Origin of the sequence: Cupriavidus sp. SS-3 (assembly GCF_035818815.1) — a bacterium.
Lineage (GTDB): Bacteria > Pseudomonadota > Gammaproteobacteria > Burkholderiales > Burkholderiaceae > Cupriavidus > Cupriavidus taiwanensis_C.
Map to the genome: position 1 here is coordinate 49,186 of NZ_JAYLVT010000016.1, position 23,829 is coordinate 73,014.

General features: G+C 68.5%; 18 protein-coding genes, 1 tRNA gene and 2 riboswitches. Of the genes, 8 read left to right on the forward strand and 11 right to left on the reverse strand.

Annotation, left to right across the window (positions count from 1 at the left end; all coding sequences use genetic code 11):
* Positions 1 to 16 precede the first annotated feature (16 nt).
* From U9J39_RS21655 to U9J39_RS21675, 5 genes are all read right to left on the reverse strand, one after another.
* Entirely contained in the window at positions 17 to 1,393 is a 1,377-nt protein-coding gene (locus tag U9J39_RS21655) for an L-serine ammonia-lyase (protein WP_115711314.1), read from the reverse strand.
* A gap of 151 nt (positions 1,394 to 1,544) precedes the next feature.
* Positions 1,545 to 4,475 (reverse strand): aminomethyl-transferring glycine dehydrogenase, encoded by a 2,931-nt coding sequence (gcvP, locus tag U9J39_RS21660; protein ID WP_116311896.1) that lies wholly within the window; start codon positions 4,473 to 4,475, stop codon positions 1,545 to 1,547.
* A gap of 97 nt (positions 4,476 to 4,572) precedes the next feature.
* Complete coding sequence (gene gcvH, locus U9J39_RS21665) at positions 4,573 to 4,953, reverse strand: glycine cleavage system protein GcvH (RefSeq protein WP_018006183.1); 381 nt, start codon at positions 4,951 to 4,953, stop codon at positions 4,573 to 4,575.
* A 100-nt stretch (positions 4,954 to 5,053) separates the two neighbouring features.
* The gene (gene gcvT / locus U9J39_RS21670) at positions 5,054 to 6,181 is read right to left on the reverse strand and encodes a glycine cleavage system aminomethyltransferase GcvT (RefSeq protein ID WP_326348016.1); all 1,128 of its coding nucleotides are present in this window, start codon (positions 6,179 to 6,181) and stop codon (positions 5,054 to 5,056) included.
* 95 nt (positions 6,182 to 6,276) lie between these two features.
* Positions 6,277 to 6,401: riboswitch (glycine riboswitch) on the reverse strand.
* Between the two features lie 21 nt (positions 6,402 to 6,422).
* A riboswitch (glycine riboswitch) is annotated at positions 6,423 to 6,510 on the reverse strand.
* A gap of 75 nt (positions 6,511 to 6,585) precedes the next feature.
* The gene (locus U9J39_RS21675; RefSeq protein ID WP_012354259.1) at positions 6,586 to 6,813 is read right to left on the reverse strand and encodes a glycine zipper 2TM domain-containing protein; all 228 of its coding nucleotides are present in this window, start codon (positions 6,811 to 6,813) and stop codon (positions 6,586 to 6,588) included.
* A 270-nt stretch (positions 6,814 to 7,083) separates the two neighbouring features.
* Between U9J39_RS21675 and U9J39_RS21680 the strand changes: the two genes are divergently transcribed.
* On the forward strand, positions 7,084 to 9,180 hold the full coding sequence (locus U9J39_RS21680) for a UvrD-helicase domain-containing protein (RefSeq protein WP_326348017.1): 2,097 nt from the start codon (positions 7,084 to 7,086) through the stop codon (positions 9,178 to 9,180).
* 24 nt (positions 9,181 to 9,204) lie between these two features.
* On the opposite strand, the gene U9J39_RS21685 is transcribed toward U9J39_RS21680, so the two are convergent.
* Entirely contained in the window at positions 9,205 to 10,332 is a 1,128-nt protein-coding gene (locus U9J39_RS21685; RefSeq protein WP_326348018.1) for an ABC transporter substrate-binding protein, read from the reverse strand.
* 211 nt (positions 10,333 to 10,543) lie between these two features.
* Here U9J39_RS21685 and hemN point away from each other — a divergent pair, with 211 nt between their 5' ends.
* Positions 10,544 to 12,001 (forward strand): oxygen-independent coproporphyrinogen III oxidase, encoded by a 1,458-nt coding sequence (hemN, locus tag U9J39_RS21690; RefSeq protein WP_373429528.1) that lies wholly within the window; start codon positions 10,544 to 10,546, stop codon positions 11,999 to 12,001.
* Between the two features lie 77 nt (positions 12,002 to 12,078).
* On the opposite strand, the gene U9J39_RS21695 is transcribed toward hemN, so the two are convergent.
* Positions 12,079 to 12,972, reverse strand: coding sequence for a c-type cytochrome (locus U9J39_RS21695; RefSeq protein ID WP_115711303.1), 894 nt, complete (start codon positions 12,970 to 12,972; stop codon positions 12,079 to 12,081).
* A gap of 464 nt (positions 12,973 to 13,436) precedes the next feature.
* On the opposite strand from U9J39_RS21695, the gene U9J39_RS21700 reads away from it, so the two are divergent.
* A tRNA-Arg gene (locus U9J39_RS21700) sits at positions 13,437 to 13,512 on the forward strand.
* Positions 13,513 to 13,564: 52 nt separating this feature from the next.
* Here U9J39_RS21700 and U9J39_RS21705 read toward each other — a convergent pair.
* Entirely contained in the window at positions 13,565 to 15,313 is a 1,749-nt protein-coding gene (locus U9J39_RS21705; protein WP_326348021.1) for a diguanylate cyclase, read from the reverse strand.
* A 310-nt stretch (positions 15,314 to 15,623) separates the two neighbouring features.
* Between U9J39_RS21705 and U9J39_RS21710 the strand changes: the two genes are divergently transcribed.
* Together U9J39_RS21710 and arfB are read left to right on the forward strand one after the other, a co-directional pair.
* Positions 15,624 to 16,451 carry a MipA/OmpV family protein gene (locus U9J39_RS21710; RefSeq protein ID WP_326348023.1) on the forward strand — a complete coding sequence of 276 codons (828 nt, stop codon included), beginning with the start codon at positions 15,624 to 15,626 and terminating at the stop codon, positions 16,449 to 16,451.
* A gap of 38 nt (positions 16,452 to 16,489) precedes the next feature.
* Positions 16,490 to 16,894, forward strand: coding sequence for an alternative ribosome rescue aminoacyl-tRNA hydrolase ArfB (gene arfB / locus U9J39_RS21715; RefSeq protein ID WP_326348024.1), 405 nt, complete (start codon positions 16,490 to 16,492; stop codon positions 16,892 to 16,894).
* Positions 16,895 to 16,903: 9 nt separating this feature from the next.
* Here arfB and htpX read toward each other — a convergent pair whose 3' ends face one another.
* Both htpX and U9J39_RS21725 read right to left on the reverse strand, forming a co-directional pair.
* On the reverse strand, positions 16,904 to 17,782 hold the full coding sequence (htpX, locus tag U9J39_RS21720; RefSeq protein ID WP_111521265.1) for a protease HtpX: 879 nt from the start codon (positions 17,780 to 17,782) through the stop codon (positions 16,904 to 16,906).
* A gap of 122 nt (positions 17,783 to 17,904) precedes the next feature.
* A complete protein-coding gene (locus U9J39_RS21725) occupies positions 17,905 to 18,240 on the reverse strand; it encodes a hypothetical protein (RefSeq protein ID WP_326348025.1) in 336 nt (111 codons plus the stop codon).
* A 222-nt stretch (positions 18,241 to 18,462) separates the two neighbouring features.
* Here U9J39_RS21725 and U9J39_RS21730 point away from each other — a divergent pair, with 222 nt between their 5' ends.
* The 3 genes from U9J39_RS21730 (at position 18,463) to U9J39_RS21740 (ending at position 20,505) form a co-directional block, all read left to right on the forward strand.
* Positions 18,463 to 18,894 (forward strand): Cd(II)/Pb(II)-responsive transcriptional regulator, encoded by a 432-nt coding sequence (locus U9J39_RS21730; RefSeq protein WP_116311889.1) that lies wholly within the window; start codon positions 18,463 to 18,465, stop codon positions 18,892 to 18,894.
* 518 nt (positions 18,895 to 19,412) lie between these two features.
* Entirely contained in the window at positions 19,413 to 19,832 is a 420-nt protein-coding gene (gene rnk / locus U9J39_RS21735; protein ID WP_115711292.1) for a nucleoside diphosphate kinase regulator, read from the forward strand.
* 259 nt (positions 19,833 to 20,091) lie between these two features.
* Positions 20,092 to 20,505 (forward strand): hypothetical protein, encoded by a 414-nt coding sequence (locus U9J39_RS21740; protein ID WP_326348026.1) that lies wholly within the window; start codon positions 20,092 to 20,094, stop codon positions 20,503 to 20,505.
* Positions 20,506 to 20,616: 111 nt separating this feature from the next.
* On the opposite strand, the gene U9J39_RS21745 is transcribed toward U9J39_RS21740, so the two are convergent.
* On the reverse strand, positions 20,617 to 23,754 hold the full coding sequence (locus U9J39_RS21745; protein WP_326348027.1) for a multidrug efflux RND transporter permease subunit: 3,138 nt from the start codon (positions 23,752 to 23,754) through the stop codon (positions 20,617 to 20,619).
* Positions 23,755 to 23,829 lie beyond the last annotated feature (75 nt).

The following is a 23,829-nucleotide window of genomic DNA, read 5'->3' on the forward strand; positions in this document are numbered from 1 at the left end:
ATACGCCGCACCGGCGCTAGCACTCCACGATATTCACCGCCAGCCCGCCGCGCGCCGTCTCCTTGTATTTCGTCTTCATGTCGGCGCCGGTCTCGCGCATGGTCTTGATCACCGAATCGAGCGATACATAGTGCGTGCCGTCGCCGCGCAGCGCCATGCGCGCCGCGTTGACCGCCTTGACCGACGCCATCGCATTGCGCTCGATGCACGGAATCTGCACCAGCCCGCCGACCGGGTCGCAGGTCAGGCCGAGGTTGTGCTCCATGCCGATCTCGGCCGCGTTCTCCACCTGCGCCGGGCTGCCGCCGAGTACCGCGGCAAGCGCGCCGGCCGCCATCGAGCAGGCCACGCCGACCTCGCCCTGGCAGCCGACTTCGGCACCGGAGATCGATGCGTTGAGCTTGTACAGCAGACCGATCGCGCCCGCAGTCAGAAGGAAGTCGACCACGCCCTGCTGGTTCGCGCCCGGCACGAAGCGGTCGTAGTAGTGCAGCACGGCAGGAATGATGCCGGCCGCGCCGTTGGTCGGCGCGGTCACCACGCGACCGCCCGCCGCGTTTTCTTCATTGACCGCGATGGCGTACAGGTTGACCCAGTCCATCACCGAGAGCGGATCCGACAGCGTGCGTTCGGCGCGCTCGGTCAGGCTGCGGAACAACTCGGGCGCGCGCCGCTTGACCTTGAACGGCCCCGGCAGTTCGCCATCGGTGCGGCAGCCGCGCGCGACGCAGGCCTGCATCACGTCCCAGATATGCAGCAGGCCGTCGACGACTTCCTGCTCGCTGCGCCAAGTCAGTTCGTTCTCCAGCATCAGCCGCGCAATGCTCTTGCCGCTGTCCCGCGCCATCTGCAGCATGTCCTTGCCGCTGCGGAACGGGTGCGGCAGCTGCTGCGCGGCGTTGAGCACCTGGGTGTTGGGCGCACCCGCGGTGACCACGAAGCCGCCGCCCACCGACAGGTAGCGCGCTTCGCGCAGGCTCGCGCCGCCGCTGTCGAAGGCATGGAACTTCATGCCGTTGGGATGCTCGGCCAGGGCCTCGCGGCGGTAGAACGCGATGTGCTCCTTCTCGACAAAGGGCACGATATGGCGGCCCAGCAGCGACAGCTCGCGCGACTTGCGCAACGCGGCGAGTCGGGTGTCGATGGAATCGGGATCGATGGTGTCGGGCGACTCGCCCATCAGGCCGAGGATCACGCCCTTGTCGGTGCCGTGCCCCTTGCCGGTGGCGCCGAGCGAGCCGTACAGCTCGACCCGCACGCTGGCCACCTGCGGCAGCAGGCCGTCGCGCTCAAGCCCCTGCGCGAACATCAGGGCCGCGCGCATCGGGCCCACGGTATGCGAGCTCGACGGGCCGATGCCCACCTTGAACAGATCGAATACGCTGACTGCCACGGATTGTCTCCAGCAACGGGATGGTCTTGCAGAGGCTCTTTTTCAGGCGGTCGAAGTACGGCAACGGACACCGCCGCCGGCGGGCCCTTCATCTTGAGCATAGTGCGACGGCCGTGCCACCGCCGAGGCGATGGCACGGCCCGGGGGTGCGTCAGTCGACCACGTAGTCGCTGACCGGCACGCAGCTGCAGAACAGGTTGCGGTCGCCATACACGTTGTCGGCACGGCCGACCGGCGGCCAGTACTTCTGCGTGCGCAGCGACGCCACCGGATAGGCGGCTTCCTCGCGCGTGTACTTGTGGGTCCACTCGTTGGCGGTCACCACCGCGGCAGTGTGCGGCGCGTGCTTGAGCGGGTTGTCCTCGCGGTCGAAAGTACCGTCGGCGACGCGGCCGATTTCCTGGCGGATCGCGATCATCGCGTCGATGAAGCGGTCCAGCTCATGCAGCGCTTCGGATTCGGTCGGCTCGATCATCAGCGTGCCCGGCACCGGGAAGCTCATGGTCGGCGCGTGGAAGCCGTAGTCCATCAGGCGCTTGGCCACGTCTTCGTTGCTGATGCCGGTTTCCTTCTGCAGCGGGCGCACGTCCAGGATGCACTCGTGCGCGACCAGGTCGTGCTGGCCTGTGTACAGCACCGGGTAGTAGGGTGCCAGGCGCTTGGCCACGTAGTTGGCCGCCAGGATGGCGTTCTCGGTGGCGGCGGTCAGGCCGGCCGAACCCATCATCGCGATATACATCCACGAGATCGGCAGGATGCTGGCCGAGCCGAACGGTGCCGCCGACACGCCGCCGATGCCGCGGTCGTCGCGGCGGTAGCCGACGCTGTCCTGGTTGGGCAGGAAATCCGCCAGGTGCGCGCCGACCGCAACCGGGCCAACGCCCGGGCCACCGCCGCCATGCGGGATGCAGAAAGTTTTGTGCAGGTTCAGGTGCGACACGTCGCCGCCGAACTGGCCCGGCGCGGCGGTGCCGACCATCGCGTTCATGTTGGCGCCGTCGACATAGACCTGGCCGCCGTGCTGGTGCACGATCTCGCAGATCTGCTGCACGCCCTGCTCGAACACGCCGTGCGTGGACGGGTAGGTGATCATGATCGCAGCCAGGTTCTTGCTGTGCTGCTCGGCCTTCTTCGCCAGGTCTTCCAGGTCGACGTTGCCGTTCTCGTCGCAGGCTACCACCACCACCTTCATCCCGGCCATCTGCGCCGACGCCGGGTTGGTGCCGTGCGCCGACGACGGGATCAGGCAGATGTCGCGATGGCTTTCGCCGCGGCTGGCGTGATACGCATGGATGATCAGCAGGCCCGCGTACTCGCCCTGCGAGCCGGCGTTGGGCTGCAGGCTGACCGCGGCGTAGCCGGTGGCGGCGCACAGCATGGCCTCGAGCTGGTCGATCATCTCGCGGTAGCCCACGGTCTGGTCCAGCGGCGCGAACGGGTGGATCTGGCTGAACTCGGGCCAGGTCACCGGGATCATCTCGCTGGTGGCGTTCAGCTTCATCGTGCACGAGCCCAGCGGGATCATGGTGCGGTCCAGCGCCAGGTCCTTGTCGGCCAGCATGCGCAGGTAGCGCAGCATCTCGTGCTCGGCGTGGTGCGTGTTGAACACCGGGTGGGTCAGGTACTCGCTGGCGCGCGCCAGTTCGGCCGGGAAGGCGTCATGGGTGGCGGCTTCGAGCTTGTCGAAATCGAGGCCCGCCGGCAGCGGCTTGCCCTGCGTGAAGATTTCCCACAGCGCCACCACGTCGTCGCGCGTGGCGGTCTCGTCCAGCGAGATACCGACGCGCGTGGCGCCGGCATGGCGCAGGTTGATGCCGCGCGCGGTGGCGGCGGCATGGATGGCTTCGGTGTTGAAGCCGGTTTCCAGCGTCAGCGTGTCGAAGAAGGTCGCGTTGGTGCGGACAAAGCCAAGCTGCTCCAGGCCGGCGGCAAGCGTCGCGGCCAGGCGATGCACGCGCTGCGCGATGCGCTTCAGGCCCTGCGGGCCGTGATACACGGCGTACATCGATGCCATCACCGCCAGCAGCACCTGCGCGGTACAGATGTTGGAGGTGGCCTTCTCGCGGCGGATATGCTGCTCGCGCGTCTGCAGCGCCAGGCGATACGCCTTGTTGCCCTGCGCGTCGACGGTCACGCCCACCAGGCGGCCCGGCATCGAGCGCTTGAACGCATCCTTCACCGCCATGTAGCCGGCGTGCGGGCCGCCAAAGCCCAGCGGCACGCCGAAGCGCTGCGAGTTGCCCACGGCCACGTCGGCACCCCATTCGCCCGGCGCGGCAATCAGCGTCAGCGCCAGCAGGTCGGCGGCGGCCACCACCAGGCCGCCGGCGGCGTGCACCGCGTCGGCGATGGCGCGATAGTCATTGATGTCGCCGTTCACGCCCGGGTACTGCAGCAGCACGCCGAACGCGCTCGCGGCAGCGGCGTCGGCGGCGGGGCCGACCTTGACTTCGATGCCCAGCGGCAGCGCGCGCGTGCGTACCACTTCCAGCGTCTGCGGCAGCACGTCGTCGGCGACGAAGAAGATATTGGAGTCGTGCTTGTTCACGCGCTGCAGCAGCGTCATCGCTTCGGCGGCGGCGGTGCCTTCGTCCAGCATCGACGCGTTGGCGATGTCCAGCCCGGTCAGGTCGGTCACCATCTGCTGGAAGTTCAGCATCGCTTCCAGGCGGCCTTGCGAGATTTCCGGCTGGTAGGGCGTGTAGGCGGTGTACCAGGCGGGGTTTTCGAAGATATTGCGCAGGATGACGCCGGGTGTGATGGTGTTGAAGTAGCCCTGGCCGATGAAGCTCTTCAGCACCTTGTTCTTGCCCGCCAGCGCGCGCAGCTTCGCCAGCGCGGCCTCTTCGCTCAGCGGCTCGGTGAACTCGCCCATCGGCATGCCGTCGCGTCGGCGGATGGCGGCGGGGATGACGGCGTCGATCAGCGCGGCGCGGCTCTCGTAGCCGAGCACCTTCAGCATGTGCTGCTGTTCGGGGCTATCGGGGCCGATATGGCGGGCGGCGAAGGCGTCGCGCGCCTCCAGTTCGGCCAGCGTGGGCCGGTTTGCTTGGGCGGCGTTCATGGGCAGCGGGGCGTTCATGGGCAAGAACCTCGTGGAGGGCGCGGCGGCAGGTGGTCAGCCGTGCCGCGGCGCCGCGAATGCGGTATGCCGGTCCCGGAGGGGGACCGGCGGGCGATCAGGCGCCGACGCTGGCCTTGTAGGCGTCGGCCGACATCAGGCCGTTGACGTCGTCGCCATTGGCCGGCTTGAGCTTGAACAGCCACGCGTCGAAGGCGTTGGCGTTGACGCTTTCCGGCGCCGCGGTGGCGGCCTCGTTGACGGCGATCACTTCGCCGGCCACGGGCGCGTAGATGTCGGAAGCGGCCTTCACCGACTCGACCACGGCCAGCGCGTCGCCGGCACCGACCGACTTGCCCACTTCGGGCAGCTCCAGGAAGACGATGTCGCCCAGCGCGTCCTGTGCGTGGTCGGTAATGCCGATGGTGAGCGTGCCGTCGGCTTCGACGCGCACCCACTCATGCGACTCGGTGTACTTGAGGTCAGCGGGGAAATTCATGAAGGTTCTCCGGATTCAGATCTGTTTCTTGTTGGGTGATGCCTGCCCGGCAACGCTGCCGGCAGGCGAGGGCGACCGTTGGGTGAGCGGGGCTGTCCCCTTAGCTCACGAGTGCCTTGCCATGACGCACAAACGGCAGTTTAACCACAGTCGCGTTGAGTTTGCGGTCGCGGATCTCCACCTGCACGGTGTCGCCCACGTTCACGCCCTGCGGCAGTCGCGCGAAGGCGATCGATTGCGACAGCGAAGGGCTGAAGGTGCCGCTGGTGATTTCACCGTCACCGGCGGGGGTGATGACTTTCTGGTGGGCGCGCAGCACGCCGCCCTTGTCCCGCAGGATCAGGCCGAGGAACTGCTGGCGCGAACCCGCCGCGGTCAGTGCCGCCTTGCCGGTGAAGTCGCGCTCGCTCTGCAGGTCGACGGTCCACGCCAGGCCCGCGTCCAGCGGCGAGACCTTGATGTCCATGTCCTGGCCGTACAAATTCATGCCGGCTTCCAGGCGCAGCGTGTCGCGTGCGCCCAGGCCGGCCGGGCGCACGCCCGCGGCATTCAGTTTTTCCCACAGGCCGGCGACGCTTGCGGCCGGCACCACCAGCTCGAAGCCGTCCTCGCCGGTGTAGCCGGTGCGCGCCACCATCACTTCGCCGAGGTCGGGATCCTGCACGACCACGGCATTGAACGGCTTGAGTGCGTCGGAAGGCTGGGTCGACGGGAAGGTGCTCCACACCTTGGCGCGGGCGTTGGGTCCCTGCACCGCGACGATCGCCAGCGGCTGCACGCCCTCGGGCGCGACGTCCGTGCGGCGCGGGGTGATGGTCACGCCGCTGCCGGTGGCGTCGTTGCGGGCGCGGATCCAGTCGATATCGCCGACCGCGGTGCCGGCGTTGACCACCAGGCGGAAACGGTCCTCGGCGAAGAAATAGACGATCAGGTCGTCGATGACGCCGCCGTTCTCGTCCAGCATGCAGGAATAGAGCGCCTTGCCGGGGGACTGCAGCTTGTCGACGTTGTTGGCCAGCAGGCCGCGCAGGAAGCTGCGGGTATTCGGGCCGGCGAGATCGACCACGCACATGTGCGAGACGTCGAACATGCCGGCATCGTTGCGCACGGCATGGTGCTCCTCGATCTGCGAGCCATAGTTGACCGGCATGTCCCAGCCGCCGAAGTCGACCATGCGGGCGCCGAGGGCGCGGTGGATAGCGTTGAGGGGCGTGGCATGGAGCGTCATGGAATCCTCGGGGGCAGTCTCGGTTGGCGAAAACAAAAAAGGGCCATCCGCCGCAACGATCGCTACGCCAATATGGCGAGCAATCCGCTGCGGCGGATGACCCCTCTGTCCTCGATACCTGAGAGATTACGAGGCGGATCCCGTGGACCCAATCCTCGCGCGCCCCTTCGGTGGGCACGCTCGCCACGAATGACGGGTGCCGCTCTCCAGAGTGCGGCATGCATTGTGTGCATGTTGCATGCCGATCCGACCGGTCCGTGGTGCCTGAGAGTTTTCGGGTGATACCCCTTCGGCGGCGCAGGCGATGCGCGCTCTCCCGGTTGGATGCGCGCAATGTACGGGAGGCCCCGGCCTTTGTCAAACCACGGCAAGGGCCCGTACCCGCCGCTGCGCGCCGGGGCTGCTTACTTCTTCTTGTCGTCGGTGACAACGTTGCCGATGACGCCGCCCACGGCCGCGCCGCCCAGCGTACCCAGCGCGCTGCCGTCGGTCAGGACGGCGCCGCCGACCGCGCCGGCACCGGCGCCGATGGCGGTGTTACGTTGTTTCGGGGTCATGTCCGCGCAACCGGCAAAGGCCGCGACCGTCATGCCGATCAGGGTCACCTTGGTCAAAGTTTGCAGGGTTTTCATTGTTGGCTCCGATGTGATGATTCGTGCATGCCCGAGCGATCCGGCGGACCGGGGGACACACTGATTAGAGTGTCGCGTTATGTCATTGGCTCCGGTCTTTACGAAGTGTTACGCCAGTGACACGGCCTGGCCCACCCTCGCGGCTTGCGCTGACTGACCCGCCGCGGCGAGCGTGTTAACATCGGCAGCTTTGCCGCAGGCCCGGGTGACGGGATGCCGGCAAATCCGCTCTTTCCCGCGATTCCGCTGCCGCCCCCGACACCTGCCCGCATGACCCATGGCCTGAACCCCGCCCAATCCGAAGCCGTCCGCTACCTGGACGGGCCTTGCCTGGTGCTGGCCGGCGCGGGCTCCGGCAAGACCCGGGTGATCACGCAGAAGATCGCGCATCTGATCGAGGACAAGGGCTTCGAGCCGCGCCATATCGCCGCCGTCACATTTACCAACAAGGCGGCCAAGGAGATGCAGGAGCGCATCGCCAAGCTGATGGAGGGCAAGACCACGCGCGAGGGCAAGCGCATTCCGCTCAAGCAGCTGACGGTCTGCACCTTCCACTCGCTGGGCGTGCAGATCCTGCGCATGGAAGCCGAGCACGTGGGCCTGAAGCCGCAGTTCTCGATCATGGATTCGGACGACTGCTTCGGCCTGATCCAGGAGCAACTGGGCACCACCGACAAGAAGCTGATCCGCGGCGTGCAGAGCACGATCTCGCTGTGGAAGAACGGCATGGTCGACCCCGAGGCCGCGATCGCGCAGGCTGCCAATGCCGACGAGCACCAGGCCGCGCTGGTCTACCGCAACTACGTCGCCACGCTGAACGCCTACCAGGCGGTGGATTTCGACGACCTGATCCGCCTGCCGGCGGAACTGTTCGCGCGCAACGAGGCGGTACAGCTGAAGTGGCAGAACCGGCTGCGCTACTTCCTGGTCGACGAGTACCAGGACACCAACGCCTGCCAGTACCAGCTGCTCAAGCTGCTGGCGGGTGGCTCGCACCTGCGCGCACCGGCCTTCACCGCGGTGGGCGACGACGACCAGGCCATCTACGGCTGGCGCGGCGCCACGCTGGATAACCTGCGCGGCCTGCAGACCGACTTCCCCAACCTGAAGGTGATCAAGCTGGAGCAGAACTACCGCTCCACCGTGCGCATCCTGGAAGCGGCCAACGCGGTCATCGCCAACAATCCCAAGCTGTTCGACAAGAAGCTGTGGAGCGAGCACGGCATGGGCGATCCCATCGCCATCCACCCGATGAACGACGAGGAGCACGAGGCCGAGTCGGTGGTGTTCCGCCTGTCGGCGCACAAGTTCGAGCGCCGCGCGCAGTTCCGCGACTACGCCATCCTTTACCGTGGCAACCACCAGGCGCGGCTGTTCGAGCAGATCCTGCGGCGCGAGCGCATTCCCTATGTGCTGTCGGGTGGCCAGAGCTTCTTCGACAAGGCCGAGATCAAGGACATCTGCGCCTACCTGCGCCTGATCGCCAATCCCGACGACGATCCCGCCTTTATCCGCGCGATCACCACGCCGCGCCGCGGCGTCGGCAACACTACGCTCGAAGTGCTGGGCACGTTTGCCGGGCAGGCCAAGGTGTCGTTGTTCGAGGCGGCGATGATGGGCGGCATCGAGGGCAAGCTGCAGCCGCGCCAGCTGGAGCCGCTGCGCGTGTTCTGCGAATCGATGGTGCGGCTGGCCGACCGCGCGGCGAAGGACCCGGCTACTGAAGTGCTCGACGACCTGATGGCCGGCATCCACTACGAGGCTTACCTGTACGACAGCTTCGACGAGCGGCAGGCGCAGTCGCGCTGGACCAACACGCTGGAGTTCCTCGAATGGCTCAAGCGCAAGGGCACCAAGCCGGAAGCGGTCGAGGGCGAGGAAGCCACTGGCTACGACAACGCCGACGGCTTCGGCAGCGAAGGCAAGAACCTGCTTGAGCTGACGCAGACCGTGGCGCTGATGAGCATGCTCGAAGGGCGCGAGGAAGATCCCGACGCGGTGCGGCTGTCGACGCTGCACGCCTCCAAGGGGCTGGAATATCCGCATGTGTTCCTGGTCGGCGTGGAAGAGGGCATCCTGCCCCACTGCCGCGAAGACGACGACATGACCGACGAGAAGATCGAGGAAGAGCGCCGGCTGATGTATGTCGGCATCACGCGCGCGCAGCGCAGCCTGCAGATCAGCTGGTGCAAGAAGCGCAAGCGTGCGCGCGAGACCTATTCGTGCCAGCCGTCGCGCTTTATCGGCGAGATGAAGCTGGAAGAAGCGCCGGCGCCCAAGGACGACACCCCGGCGATGAGCCCCAAGGACCGGCTCGGCGCGCTCAAGGCGCTGCTGGGCAATGGGGGCAAGGCGGTCGCCGGCTGAGCGGTCACGGCGCCCGCGCAGCTTCTACCGCGCGCCCGACACCGCCAGCGTGACGTACTGCGAGCCGCGCTGCCCGCGCGTGAAGTCCAGCGTGAAGTCGCCGACATCGACGCGCCCCTGCAGCGCCCGCCGCAACTCCGCCGTGCCGCCGGAGCGCACACCCTGCAGCGAACGTGCGAGCCAGGCGGCACCGATATAGCCGGCCAGCGTCGCCGGCGACGGCGGCTCGTCCAGGTACTGCTTCATGCGCGCCACGTGCTCCTTTACCACCCGCAACGTGGCCTGCTGCGGCCCCGGCGCGACCTGGGTCAGCACCATCCCGCCGGCGTAGCCGCGGCCCAGGATCTCGCGCGCGGCATTGGCGCTGACCGCGGACAGCCCCACCAGGAAGCCGTACCACCCCTGCGCCGCCAGCGCCCGGCCTAGTTCGGCATAGGCCAGCGTGTCGCCGGCGACGATCACCGCGCCCGGGCGTGTTGCCGCAATGCGCCGTGCCGCGGCGTCGCCGCTGCCTTCCAGCAGCACCGCGCGGGTGCCGGTCTGCGCCTCCAGCCGGGCCAGCGACGACACCGCGAAATCCGGCGCCACGGCCAGCGCGATGTGCGTCAGCCCGTAGCCGCGCAACTGTTGCGCGGCCGCGTCCAGTTCCGCCTGGTAGTCGGCCCGCGTGAACCAGACATTGTCGGCGGCCAACGCCAGCCCCGACAGCGGCGCAATGATCTGCATGCCGCGGCGCGCCAGTTCGGTCGATGACGCGAGCGCGGGCAGCAGCCGGTCGCCGGGACCGAACAGCAGCCCCGCATGTTCCGTGTCGGCCAGCGACACCGCCTGCGCCAGCGCGCGGCGCGGATCCGGGTCCGCATCGCGCACCACGTGCTGGATCCGTACAGGACCGCCGGCGGCGTTGACGGCGTCGAACATTACCTTGGCCCCGGCCAGGTAGTCGCGCGCCAGGTCGGACTGGGCGCCGTTGCGGTCGACCAGGTGCCCCACCACCACCGTGCGCGGCGCCTGTGTCCGGGCGGAGAACGCGGGCAGGGCCAGCGCCATGCCGGTCGCGGCAAGCAGCCGGCGCCGGCCGGCGTCTGCCGGCGGGTGGTCGCGCAGCGGTGGGTACGGCACGGGCGTGGGGGAGCGGCGGGAACGTGACATGGCTGGAACCTGGCGGATCGCGCGTGGGCGCGGTGGCGCGCAGCGTACCCGGCACCCATGACGCCAATGTGACGTACGCGTGCAGCCCAGCGGCAGCGGCGCCGCTCGGCTCAGGCCCGCACTTGACGGCGGTCAAGCTGCGGGCGCCGGGCCGGTCCTACGATGACGTGTCGCATACCCATTCCCCCGCGCCCCCATGAACCCGTCAGCCATGACTTTCCCCGCGCTCGACCGCCGCGCGCTCTCCGACTTCCGCGCGCTGGCCGGGCGCATCGACGGCAACGGCCCGCGCTATACCTCGTACCCGACCGCCGACCGCTTCCACAACGGCCCCGACCCGTCGCTGTACCACGACGCGCTGGCCGCCTGCCGCGCCGATGCGCCGGCGCCGCTGTCGCTGTACCTGCATATCCCGTTCTGCGAGAACATCTGCTACTACTGCGGCTGCAACAAGATCATCACGCGCGACCACGGCCGCAGCGCGCGCTACGTCAGCTACCTGGGCCGCGAGATGGCGCTGGTGGCCGGGCGGCTGGGCGAGCGCCGGCAGGTGATCCAGTCGCATTGGGGCGGCGGCACGCCGACCTTCCTGAACCCGGAAGAAATGCGTCGCGTGATGGCGCTGCTGAACACGCATTTCGCGCTGGCGGCCGACGGCGAGCACTCGATCGAGATCGATCCGCGCCGTGTCGACCATGACCGCATGGCGCTGCTGGCCGAGCTGGGCTTCAACCGCGTCAGCCTGGGCGTGCAGGATTTCGACCCCGAGGTGCAGCAGGCCATCCACCGCATCCAGCCGTTCGAGGAGACCCGCGCCGTGGTCGATGCCGCGCGCGCGCTGGGCTTCCGCTCGGTCAGCCTGGACCTGATCTACGGGCTGCCGCACCAGACCGCGGCGCGCTTCGGCCGCACCATCGACCAGGTGCTGGCGCTGCGCCCGGACCGGCTTTCGGTCTACAGCTACGCCCACCTGCCGCACGTGTTCAAGCCGCAGCGCCGCATCGACGAACAGGCGTTGCCACAAGCCGGCGAGAAGCTCGACATCCTGGTCTCGACCATCGAGCGGCTGACCGCCGAGGGTTATGTCTATATCGGCATGGACCACTTCGCGCTGCCCGACGACGACCTCGCCGTGGCCCAGCGCGAGGGCCGGCTGCAGCGCAACTTCCAGGGCTATTCGACGCACGCCGGCTATGACCAGGTCGGGCTCGGCATCTCGGCGATCGGCGCGATCGCGGGGCGCTACGTGCAGAACGCGCGGACGCTCGACGACTACTACGGGGCGCTGGACCAGGGCCGCCTGCCGCTGGCCAGGGGCGTGGCGATGACGGCCGATGACCACCTGCGGCGCGAGCTGATTGGCGATCTGATGTGCAATGGCGTGCTCGATCTCCCTGCCATCGAGGCGCGCCATGGCATCGATTTCAACGAGGCCTTTGCCGCGGAACTGGCCGAGCTGGAGCGCCTGGCCACCGACGGACTGGTGTGCCGCGAGCCCGGCCGCATCACCGTGACGCCGCTGGGCCGGCTGCTGGTGCGCCGCGTGGCGATGGTGTTCGACCGCTACCTGCGCGACGACGCCGCCCGGCCGGTCGACAGCGGCGCGCGCGCCGCCAACGACGGCACCCAGCCGATCCGTATCGTGCCGCGTTACTCGCGCGTGGTGTAGCGCGCAAGAGCGGCCCCGGGCCGGACGAAAAAAAACCCGCGCAAAGGCGCGGGTTTTTTGTTGGCGTCGGCGCCGGCTTACTTGGCGGCGTTGGCCATGTAGTCCGACGCGGCGATCACATCGGCATCCGGGCCGGCATAGCCGCCCTTGGGCGGCATCACGCCCTTGCCCTTGAGCGCAAAGTTGTGAACCGCATCCATGCCTTCCTTCAGGCGCGGGGCCCAGGCGGCCTTGTCGCCGAACTTGGGCGCACCGGCCACGCCGGCGGCATGGCAGGCGGCACAGACCTGCTCGTAGACCTTCTTGCCCACTTCGGCCGAGGCAGCTGCCGGCGCGGCAGCGGCGGCGGCAGGTGCGGGTGCGGCAGCGGCTGCCGGAGCCGCAGCGGGGGCCGGCGCTGCAGCGGCAGCCGGGGCGGCCGCTTCAGGGGCTGCGGCCGTTGCAGGCGCGGCAGCGGCCGGGGCCGGCGGCTCGGGGAACTTGGCGCCGCCGGCGTCGGCCAGGTAGACCACGGCGCGGGCCAGTTCGTAATCGGTGTAGTCGTCAGGCGTGCTGCCGGCGCGCGGTGGCATCGCGCCCTTGCCGTTGAGCACCGACTTCATCAGGCCGTCGAAGCCCTGGCCGATGCGCGCGGTCCAGTCGCCGGCGGTACCGTGCTTGGGCGCACCCGCCGCGCCGGTGGCGTGGCAGGCGGCGCAGATTTCCTTGTAGACCTGTTCGCCGGTCTTGAACACGCGCGGCGCGTTGGGATCCTTGATTTCGAGCGAGGCGACCGGCTTGATGCGATCGTTGACGGCTTCGGCGGCGGTGCTCGCACCGGCGCTTTCGGTCGAGCCGTGTCCGACGAAGTTGACCAGCAGGATGATCACGATGATCGGCACCAGGAACGCCGCGATCACGACTGCGATCAACTGCTTCGGGGTTTTGATGGGAGACTCGTGCTCGGGGTGTTCGTTGTGGACGTCGCTCATACAGAACTCTCAGTTTTGCAGGAAACCTTCTGGCCGCTTACGCTCGGCTTGCTTTTTCTGGCCCTGGTGTGGCCCTTCGCTGACCACTATCCGGCCCCATCCGGACCGCCCGCGCTCCCCTGCGGCCCTTGCCTGACTTGGGTCTGTTGCCATTTGCGTACCTCGGCCTGTCTCCCGGACCGGGGCCCGATTGTCGCCGACAACCAGCCGCCCGGATTTGACCCCGGTCGACTCGTTGCGCCGACGGCGCGACGGGCACGATTTGACGCAAATAGCTGGCGATTATAGCGCCAAAGCCCCCCTGCCAGTGCCAAAAAGCGGCGGTTGCGAGACGTTCCCCGGCGCCAGTATCGGCCCCGCATGGACGGCGCCGGGCAAAAGCGGTATCCTATGCGACTTTCCAGCGGCGGCATTCGCCCGCCGCAGCCGCTGTACCCGCAAAACCGGTTGCAAAACCGTCCTGTGCGCCCGTAGCTCAATGGATAGAGTACTGCCCTCCGAAGGCAGGGGTTGCTGGTTCGATCCCAGCCGGGCGCGCCAATCCCATCCGGATTCCCGCTTTACGCGATCAGATTCGCTTTCCAACCTACGCTCACGCCGTGCGCGCAGGAGCGGGGGTGCCGTCGTCCATCGGCTCTGGCACCGGGTCGTCGCTGACGACCCGGTTGCGCCCGGCGTTCTTGGCAGCATAGAGACGACGGTCCGCCACCATCAGCATGGTGTCGAGGCTGTCGGTGCCGTCGGCGCCCAGGTCCGATACGCCGATCGAAACCGTGAAGCGGATCTCCCCCTTGTCGGTCGCGTCGGCTGCCGGCTCGCAGACTACCTGGCCCAGGACCTGGCGCAGCCGCTCGGCCGCCTCTGTCGCTTCCGCGATGCTGGTACGCGGCAGCAGCACGGCGAATTCTTCGCCGCCGATGCGCGCCGGCACGTCGATGGACCGCACGGTCGCGCGCACCACGTCGGCCAGTTTTTTCAGCACGCGGTCGCCGCTGGCGTGGCCCCAGTTGTCGTTGATGCGTTTGAAGCGGTCGATATCGACCATCATCATCGACATCGGCGTCTTCTCGCGCAGGCTGTGGTTGTGCTCGATGGCAAAACGCGCCTCGAACATGCGACGGTTGGACAGCCCGGTCAGCGGGTCGGTCTCGGCCAGTTCGCGCAGTGCTTCGCCGCGGGCGAGGTAGTGTGAAAACAGCTTGCGGAAACCCTGCAGCGTGACCCACAGCAGCAGGGCCAACGACAGCGCGCTGGCCGCCAGCACCGCGCTCAGGTGCGAGGCGGTGCGCAGCAGCAGGTCGGTGGCGGAGAAGTAGTCGACCAGCATCAGGTTGCTGCCGCCGATGCGCTCGAACATCAGGCGGCTGCCGTCGGGCAGGTGTATCGTGCCGGCACCGCGGCTGAACATTTCCCGGGGCGTGGCTTCGCGCCCGGCGGGCGGCACCACCGAGTCAATCTTTTCGACGCCCTTGACTTCGCGCGTGCTGGCGCCGATCAGGTGCCCGTCGATATCGATCAGGAAGCTGTGCACGCCCTTGCGCGTGGTGCTGGTCAGGTAGTCGTCCAGGCTGCGCTGCGAAATGGCGGAAATCGCCACGCCGCGGAACTGCGCGTGGAGATAGACCGGCAGGCTCAGCGTCAGGTACATGCCACTGTCACCGCCGACCGGCACCATCTGCCAGTGCAGGGTCCGATCGGGGTTGTTGCGCGGCAGGTGCTCGCGCATGAGGCCTGCATCGTTGACGCGCCGCAAGACGGCGGCGGTGCGGGCTGGCGGCACCGGCGGATAGGTGACAAAGAAGCCGTTGGTGGACACGTACATCAGTTTGCGCGTGACCAGCGGGTTGACCGGCTCGGCGCTCAGCAGGTGGCTGAGGCCGCGCGCCACGTACAGGCCGGGCAGCAGGTCTTCGTCGCGGCGGGAAAAGCCATCCAGGCCTTCCAGCATGCGCGGGCCGGCGCCGAGCAGCACCGCATCGCCTTCCGGCGCCGGCAGCTGCCACAGGTCGTCGTTGCGGTGCGCGTAGACGGCTTGCAGCGGCGGATCGGCTTCGACCGCGTGGGGACCCATCTGCAGGCGGATCAGGTGCTGGGCGAAATTGCGCACGCCGCGCAGCCGCTCGGACTCAACGTTCAGCACCGAGCTGATGCCGGCCACTTGCAGTTGCTGGGTTTGCTGCAGCGTCTGCACTTCATGGTCACGCAGTACCACCAGGCCGTGCGCGGAAATGATCAGCAGCAGCGCGCAAGCGGCGGCAAAAGACAACACCACGAAGCGTTGCGGCGTGCGCACTGCCTGTTCCCAGAGCCGGTCGAGCAGTGCGGAAAGGCGGGGGCGCATGGGTAACTCCAGGGGGTTCCTGAATCCGTGCACGCAGGGTACAGCAATCGCGCTCGGCTTCGTGCGCGCACGGACTTCAGTGAACTGAGCTCATCATGTGCCATCCGGAATAAAAGGCAAAGGAGGTCGATATGTCATTGCCGGATTTGGAATGATCGGGGCTGTGGAGGCATGGATATCGCCACCGCCGGCATGGATCTCGACCCGGACTTAATTCGCGGCGCGAAAAGTTTCAGGACGGTCCCGCGACCTCGCGCTCCGGCCATGCTGATAAAGTCGCCCGACCATACCCTGTCACGGACGACATGCCATGGCGATCACGACAAGCCTTCCACGCCGGCTGCGCGGTGCGCTGGCCGGCATTGCGCTGGCCGTGGCCGCGCACTCCGGCGAGGCCGCGCCGGTAAGCCTGCCGGGATCGCTGCCGAACATGGTCGGCCTCGGCGTCGGCTCCACCACCGAATTCGCCGGCGGCAAGGATCGCATGCTCGGCGTGGTGCCCGGCGTGCGCTATGTGACCGCGGGCGGACGGCTGCTGGAATGGTATGGGCCGTATGCGCAGTTCAACTTCGGCGGACTGACGGGTTTCCAGTGGGGGCCCGCGGTAGGGTTGCGCCTCGGCCGCAACAACGTCGACGATCCGGTCGTGGCGCAGGTGCACGAGATCGACACCACGGTGGAGGCGGGCGGCTACATCGGCTATGAATACCTGAACCCCGGACGTGTCCCGTGGCGGCTGCGCGGCGGCATCAACGTGATGACCAATGCCGGCATCGTCTACGGCGGCAGCCGCGTCACCGCCACCGGCACCTTCTGGATGCCGCTGCACCAGCGCATCTACGCCGGCATGGGCCTGGGCGCGACCTGGGTCAGCGGCAGCTTCAACCGTACCTACTTCGGCGTAACGCCGGCGGACTCGGCCGCCAGCGGCCTGCCCGTCTACAGCCCGGGCGGCGGGCTGGAGCAGTTTACGGGCTGGCTGGCAATGATCTACCAGTTCGACAAGCACTGGTATGGCGGCGCGATGGTCTACGCGCAGCGCCTGGCCGGCGACGCGGCCGACAGCCCCATCGTCACGCAGCGCGGCACCCGCAACCAGATCACCTATGGCATCGGCCTGGCTTATTCGTGGCGCTAGCGCGGTCCGGCGCGGGGCCGGCTTGCTATGATGCAGCCATGGTCGACGAGCTGGTCATTCCCCACCACGAATACCTGATTACCGCGATCCGCGCGCAAGGCGCGGGCGGGCAGAACATCAACAAGGTATCCAACGCCGTGCACCTGCGCTACGACGTGCGGGCATCTTCGCTGCCGCCTGACCACAAGGAACGCCTTCTGGCCCTGCACGATCACCGCATCACGCGCGACGGCGTGGTGGTGATCAAGGCGCAGCAGTTCCGCAGCCTGGACCAGAACCGGGAAGATGCGGTGCGGCGCCTGCACGAGCTGGTGCGCAGCGTGGCCACGCCGCCGCGCGTGCGCCGGCCGACGCGGCCGACGCTGGCATCGCGCCGGCGCCGGCTGGAGGGCAAGAGCCAGCGCAGCCAGGTCAAGGCGCTGCGCGGCCGCGTGTTCGACTGAGCCGTTGCGTCAGCGCGCCGCCTGCAGCGCGGCGATGCGCTGCTCGATCGGCGGGTGGCTCGAGAACAGCGCCATCCACGACTTGCCGCCGGCGATGCCCATCGCCTGCATGTTCTGCGGCAGACCGTCGGGATCCAGCCCGCCCAGGCGGCGCAGGGCCGCGACCATCGGCGTGGGGGTGCCCATCAGGCCGGCGGCGCCGGCATCGGCGCGGAACTCGCGCCGGCGCGAGAACCAGGCCACGATGATGCTGGCCAGGATGCCGAACACGATCTCGCACACGATCACGGTGACCATGTAGCCGATGCCCGGGCCGCTCGATTCCTCGTCGTTCTTGCGCAGCATCGAATCGACGAAGTAGCCCACCACGCGTGCCAGGAAGATCACGAAGGTGTTGACCACGCCCTGGATCAGCGTCAGCGTCACCATGTCGCCGTTGGCGACGTGCGCCACCTCGTGCGCCAGCACGGCCTCTACCTCTTCATGCGACATCGATTGCAGCAGGCCCGTCGACACTGCCACCAGCGAGCTGTTCTTGGTGGCGCCGGTGGCGAAGGCATTGGGCTCGCCCTCGTAGATGGCGACTTCCGGCATCGGCAGGCCGGCGCGCTGCGCCAGCTTTTCGACGGTCTGCACCAGCCACAGCTCGGTGCTGGTGCTGGGGTGGGTGATGACCTGCGCGCCGGTCGACCACTTGGCTATGGTCTTGGACATCAGGAGCGAGATAAAGGCGCCGCCGAAGCCCATCAGCGCGGCAAATGCCAGCAGCGTGCCCAGGTTCAGCCCGTTGGCGGTCAGGAAGCGGTTCACCCCGAGCACGCTGGCGGTGATGCTGAGGACAAGCATGACGGCGAGGTTGGTCGCCAGGAAAAGCAGTACGCGTTTCATGTGTGTGGAGCAGTGGTAGGTCGCGCCATGCGGCGCAAGGGTGCGGTGGGACCGCAGGCGCGCGCCGCATTCGTTTGCGGCACGCGGGTTCGGGCGGGCACGGGCAGGCCGCGCCAGTCAGATCAGGCGCGCGGCGGTCGCGGCAGCCGCGGCAGGTCGGGTTCGGGCAGCAGGGCGCCGGCATAGCGAGGCGGCCCGGCACGGCCGGGCGAGGGGGCCAGCTGCAGCGGCGTGGCCGGCAGCAGTTGCTCGGCCAGGTCGGCGCCGGGCTGCCACTGCGGCTCGGCGGCTTCGGGAAGCGGCAAAGGGTCGCCTGTCGGGTCCCCTGTCACGGCGGCGCGATCCGCATCGTCGGCGCCGAGCGCAGCGGCGGGTACGGCCGTGGCTTCGTTGGTGGACAGCACCGCGTGCGCGAATGCGGCCGCCCAGCCCGGCAGGGGCAGGAAGGCCAGCATCATGACCAGCAGGAGCAGCCGCAGGACGCGCACGAACAGGGGGACGGCTTATCGGTGGAAGTGGAAGGAATTCTACAGGATGCCGCAAGGCGCTGTTGCCGCCCGTGGCGGCGGTAGCACATGGCCGTTTGCAAGCGTTTCGTCACTTTCTGCACGATGCGGCAGACTGACCTACACTATGGCCAACCCTGTAGTGGTTACAGGGTATGGAAAGGAAACAGGCACATGCGTATCGGCGAACTGTCACGGTCCAGCGGCTGCGATGTCGAGACCATCCGTTACTACGAGCGCGAAGGGCTGCTCGACGCGCCCACGCGCGAGGCCAACGGCTACCGCCGCTATGACGAGGGCCATGTGGTGCAGCTGAACTTCGTGCGCCATTGCCGTTCGCTCGGGATGAGCCTGTCTGACGTCCGGCGCCTGCGCGAGTTCGAGCGCAACCCGTCGCAGGACTGCGACGACATCAACACGTTGCTGGACCGCCAGATTGCACAGATCCATGCCCAGCGCGTGGCGCTGGAGGCGCTCGAGGGCCAGCTGCGCGCATTGCGCGAGACCTGCCGCCATCACCAGCCCGCCAGTGGGTGCGGCATCCTGCAGAACCTGCAGCAGGCAGCGGCGGGGGCGGGCTGTGAGTGCCATGCCACCAACGGGTGACGACCCCGAACCCGACGCTGTGCTACGATGGTTGCTCCGGCTTCGCACCAGCACGGTGCATGAACCCCGGGGCAGCAAGGCAGGTGAGCCACCACTCCCGGGCTCGCCGTTGCAGCAAGCCATCCGCTGCCGCTTATCCTTTTCCGCAATGACCATGACTGATCGCCTGACGCCGATGCCCGATGCGCCTGTCCGCCCGCTGCGGACCGGCCGCGCACGCGCGTCCGCGGTCGCCCTGGCGCCCAGTCTGCCCCAGCGCGCCAAGCGCGCGATCTCTCCCCGCCGGATCGGCGCACCGCCTGATTCCGCCCGGTTCCCAGCCTGATTCGTCTCCCATAGCGGGGCCCGGGCCGAACCGGGCCCGAGCCAGCGTTTCCGTTGTTGCCGGCGATCGCCGCAACGCTTTTGCCGATCCGTTGATGCGCGCCGCTGCGCGGCACGCCAACCCGCAAGACCTGACCGCCGCCGCCCGCCATGCAGGCCGGCCGCGCCCACCCACGACTGCCGGAGGACCCGCCATGACGGCCACCAAGACCCAGACCGCCACCCTGTACCTGACCGAACTCGATGTCACCCGCCTGGAGCGCATCGCCAGCCGCGCCGGCTCGGCCCAGATCGAGGACATGCTCGACAGCCTGCTGGCGCGCGCCACCATCGTAGCGCCCGAGGAAATTCCGACCGATGTGGTCACCATGAACACCCGCGTGGTGTGCACGCTGCCGGGCGAGCAGGCGCCGCGCGACTGGACCCTGGTGTATCCCGACGCTGCCGACTTCGACGCCGGCCGGCTGTCGGTGCTGTCACCAGTGGGCCAGGCACTGCTGGGCGCGCGTGCCGGCGAAACCGTCAGTTACCGCCTGCCCGATGGCCGCGAACAGCAGGTAAGCGTCGCCGAGATCGCATTCCAGCCCGAAGCCGCCGGCCAGTACACGCTCTGAGCCCGCCCTCGCGGGTGCGGCCGCCGCCGCGCGCCCCCCTCCGTGGCGGCGTATCGCCGGCGATCCGCGGACACCATTCATCGGCAAGCGAGTCGTTTCACGACTCGCAACGCACCATTCGTCGCAGCGGTATTTCTGCTGGCGCGGGCTGTGACTAATCTTCAGTCCGTGCTCGCATCGCAACATAGATTGCAGAGCGGCCGGAGTCTTATCCCGGACCTACAAGAAAGAACGACGAAATCAGTTGAAGGAGTCCCAAATGATCGCCAGACGTATCCTTGGCGGCGCGCTCGTGTTCGCGGCAGTGGCCGCGTCCGCTACGGCGATGGCTGCCCCCGCTGCCAGCAAGGTTGGCAAGTTCGATGTGTATGCCGACGCGCTGCGGGTCGGTAAGTACGATGTGTATACGGACGGCGCCAAGCAAGGCAAGTTCGACACCTACACCGACGGCGCCCGCACCGGCCGCTTCGATCCGTACTCGGAAGGCTCGCGCCGCGACGGCAAGTTCGACACCTTCAGCGAAGGGGCGCGCAGCTCCAGCGGCGAGATCTCGAAGCGCGGCAAGTTCGATACCTTCAGCGAAGGCACGCACAGCTTCACCGGTGACGTGGCCGAACGCGCGCTCGACAACTCGCGCTCCGGCGACGGTTCGCTGTACGGCTATCGCGTCTGACCCCCGGGTCTTCTCCAGACCTGACGCGGCCACTGCGGTGGCCGCAAGTTTTCTCTCCCGCCTGCCCGGCCGACCTCCTCCTCCTTCTCTCTTCGCCTGGCAGGCGTTTTTCTATTCCGTAGACGATGCTGCCGCGGGTTCCGGCGCCGGTTGCGCGCGCGGCAACCGGCGCGCGATGGCCGCGTACAGCAGCGGCACCGCCAGCGTGCCCAGCACGGTCGCGCCCAGCATGCCGCCCAGCACGCCGGTGCCGACCGCCTGCTGCGCGCCCGCGCCCGGGCCGGTGCTGATGGCCAGCGGCACCACCCCCAGCACGAACGCCAGCGAGGTCATCACCACCGGCCGCAGCCGCTGGCGCGCCGCGCGCGTGGCGGCCTCGACCACGTCCATGGCGCCCCCCGCGCCGCGCCGCAACTGCTCGGCGTATTCGACGATCAGGATGGCGTTCTTGGCCGCCAGCCCCATGATCACCACCACGCCCACCTTGAAATAGACGTCGTTGGGCATGCCGCGCAGCCAGATCGCCGCGGCCGCGCCCATCAGGCCGGTGGGCACGATCGCAATCACCGCCAGCGGCAGGGTCCAGCTTTCATACAGCGCCACCAGGCACAGGAAGATAAACAGCAGCGACAGCGCGAACAGCCACGGCGCCTGCGTGCCGGTCTGCTCCTGCTCGTAGGCGCGCCCGGTCCAGCGCACGTCGAATTCGGGCCCCAGCTCGCGCACGAGTTCCGCCAGCCGCGTCATCGCCGCGCCGGTGGTGTAGCCGGGCGCGACTTCGGCATTGATGCGCACCGAGCTGAAGCCGTCGAAGCGCTCCAGCGTGACCTCGCCTTGCCCCCATTCCAGCGAGGCGAAGGCGGCGAGCGACACCATCGCGCCCTGGGCGTTGCGCACATGCACCCGCGCCAGTTGGTCCGGTTGCATGCGGAACGGGGCGTCGGCCTGCAGGATCACGCGCCGCACCCGGCCTTCGCGCGCGACTTCGTCGATATAGCGCGAGCCCAGTGTCGCCGACAGCGTGTGGTGCACGGCTTCGGCATCGACGCCGAAGGCCTCGGCCTTGCGGTAGTCGATCTTCAGGTCCAGCGCTGGCACGGGCTGGCCGGTGGTGGCGCGGACCTCGCCCAGCACCGGGTCCTGCCTGGCGCGCTCGATCAGCTTGTCGCGCGCGGCGAAGAGCGCCTCGCGCCCCACCGGCTGGCGCGCCACCAGGCGCATGTCCAGGCCACCGATGCTGCCCAGTTCCGGCAGCGCCGAGCTGTTGTAGGCGAACAGTTGCGCCGTGCCGCGGCCGGGCCAGCCTTCCAGGCCGGCCGAGAGCCGTTCCAGCACCGCCTGCGCCGCCTGCCCGCGCCCGCGCGCCTTCCAGTCGGTCAGGCCGATGAACAGGCTGGCGCGCTGCTCGCCGCTGCCGCCGCTGCTCCAGCCCAGCACGGCAAAGCTGGAACGCACCGGGTAGTGCTGGTCGCGCATCCACTGCTCGAGGCTGGCGACCAGGCGGCGCGTGTCGGCCTGCGTGCTGCCGGCGGGCAATTCCACATCGACCACGATCTCGCCGGTATCCTCTTCCGGCAGGAACCCGCTCGGCATCTTCCACAGGGCATAGCCGCACGCCAGCGTCAGCGCCAGGTACACCGCCAGCCAGCGCAACCGCCGCCGCTGCAGCGCCTGCACCCAGCCGGCATAGCGCGCGGTGAACGCGGCAAAGCGCGCATCGAACCACGCCAGCGGCCCGCGCGCCGGCGCCGCGCTGTGGCGCAGCAGGCTGGCGCACATTGCCGGCGCCAGCGTCAGCGCAAAGAACAGCGAGAACGCGATCGACACCGCCAGGGTCACGGCGAAATGCCGGTAGATCACGCCCACCGCGCTGCCGAAGAACGCCATCGGCACGAACACCGCGCACAGCACCAGCGTCACCGCGACCAGCGCGCTGGAGACTTCTCGCATCGAGCGCGCCGCGGCCTGCATCGCGCCCACGCCGTCGCTGCGCATGATGCGCTCGACGTTTTCGACCACCACGATGGCGTCGTCGACCAGGATGCCGATCGCCAGCACTACGCCGAACAGCGTGATCACGTTCAGCGACAGGCCCAGCGCGTACAGGCACGCGACCGTGCCCAGCAGCGACACCGGTACCACGATGCACGGGATCAGCGTGGCGCGCAGGTTGCCGAGGAACAGGTACAGGATCAGGAACACCAGCACCGTGGCCTCGATCAGCGTCAGCACCACGCGCGAGATCGACGCCTGCACGAAGGTGGCGCCGTCATACGAGATCTCATAGCGCACGTCGCCCGGAAAGCCCTTGCTGGCGGCATCGAGCGCGGCGCGCACGGTGCGCGAGGTCTGCAGCACGTTGGCGCCGTCGGCCAGCTTCAGGCCGATCGACGCGGCGTTGCGCGTGTTCAGCGTGGAACCGTAGCGGTAGTCGCTGGCGGCCAGTTCCACCCGCGCCACGTCGCGCAGCAGCACCGCCGAGCCATCGGTGGCGGCGCGCACCACGATGCGCCCGAATGCCTGCGCGTCGCTCATCGGCGCGGGCGGGCGCACGATCGCCTGGAACGACTGGCCCGGCACGGCTGGCGCGCCGCCCAGCTGGCCCGGCGTGACGTTGCCGTTGCGCGCTCGGATGGCGGCCTCGACCTCGGCCGTGGTCAGGTTGAAGGCGTTCAGCTTGTCCGGGTCAAACCAGATCCGCAGCGCGTATTCGGCGCCGTAGGGCTCGGCCTTGCCGATGCCGGGCAGGCGGCGCAGCAGCGGCAGCACCGAGCCCGCGGCAAAGTCGCCCAGCGCGGTTTCGTCGAGCTGGCCGCTGTCCGAGACCAGCGACACATACATGAAGGCGCTGCTGCTGGCCTGGTCGACATAGACCCCGCCGCGGCGCACCGCCTCGGGCAGCAGCGGCTCGGCCTGCGCCACGCGGTTGCGCACGTTGACTTGCGCCAGCTGCGGGTCGGTGCCCTGGCGGAAGCCCAGCGTCACCGTGGCGGTGCCGCCCTCGCTGCTGGAATCGAGGTAGAGCAGGCCGGGAATCCCGTGCATCTGCTGCTCCAGCACCGCGGTGACGCGATCCTCGACCGTGCGCGCGGACGCGCCCGGGTAATCGGCATAGATGATCACCGTGGGCGGCGCCACCGCCGGATACTGGGCGATGGGAATTCGGTTCAGGGCCAGCAGGCCCGCCACCACGGTCAGGATGGCCAGCACCCAGGCGAACGCCGGGCGCTTCAGGAAAAACGACGCCATGTCAGGTCAGGGCTGGCACGGGCGCACGGCAAGTGAAGATCGGCCGTGGCTCCGGTGCGGTTGGAACGGAACGGC

Coding starts and splice junctions, on each gene's coding strand:
- U9J39_RS21745 (WP_326348027.1), bottom strand. CDS start 23,754: ATGGCGTCGTTTTTCCTGAAGCGCCCGGCGTTCGCCTGGGTGCTGGCC.
- htpX (WP_111521265.1), bottom strand. CDS start 17,782: ATGAAACGCGTACTGCTTTTCCTGGCGACCAACCTCGCCGTCATGCTT.
- U9J39_RS21705 (WP_326348021.1), bottom strand. CDS start 15,313: ATGCGCCCCCGCCTTTCCGCACTGCTCGACCGGCTCTGGGAACAGGCA.
- rnk (WP_115711292.1), top strand. CDS start 19,413: ATGACGGCCACCAAGACCCAGACCGCCACCCTGTACCTGACCGAACTC.
- hemN (WP_373429528.1), top strand. CDS start 10,544: ATGACTTTCCCCGCGCTCGACCGCCGCGCGCTCTCCGACTTCCGCGCG.
- gcvH (WP_018006183.1), bottom strand. CDS start 4,953: ATGAATTTCCCCGCTGACCTCAAGTACACCGAGTCGCATGAGTGGGTG.
- U9J39_RS21730 (WP_116311889.1), top strand. CDS start 18,463: ATGCGTATCGGCGAACTGTCACGGTCCAGCGGCTGCGATGTCGAGACC.
- U9J39_RS21725 (WP_326348025.1), bottom strand. CDS start 18,240: ATGATGCTGGCCTTCCTGCCCCTGCCGGGCTGGGCGGCCGCATTCGCG.
- gcvP (WP_116311896.1), bottom strand. CDS start 4,475: ATGAACGCCCCGCTGCCCATGAACGCCGCCCAAGCAAACCGGCCCACG.
- gcvT (WP_326348016.1), bottom strand. CDS start 6,181: ATGACGCTCCATGCCACGCCCCTCAACGCTATCCACCGCGCCCTCGGC.
- U9J39_RS21680 (WP_326348017.1), top strand. CDS start 7,084: ATGACCCATGGCCTGAACCCCGCCCAATCCGAAGCCGTCCGCTACCTG.
- U9J39_RS21685 (WP_326348018.1), bottom strand. CDS start 10,332: ATGTCACGTTCCCGCCGCTCCCCCACGCCCGTGCCGTACCCACCGCTG.
- U9J39_RS21710 (WP_326348023.1), top strand. CDS start 15,624: ATGGCGATCACGACAAGCCTTCCACGCCGGCTGCGCGGTGCGCTGGCC.
- arfB (WP_326348024.1), top strand. CDS start 16,490: ATGGTCGACGAGCTGGTCATTCCCCACCACGAATACCTGATTACCGCG.
- U9J39_RS21695 (WP_115711303.1), bottom strand. CDS start 12,972: ATGAGCGACGTCCACAACGAACACCCCGAGCACGAGTCTCCCATCAAA.
- U9J39_RS21675 (WP_012354259.1), bottom strand. CDS start 6,813: ATGAAAACCCTGCAAACTTTGACCAAGGTGACCCTGATCGGCATGACG.
- U9J39_RS21740 (WP_326348026.1), top strand. CDS start 20,092: ATGATCGCCAGACGTATCCTTGGCGGCGCGCTCGTGTTCGCGGCAGTG.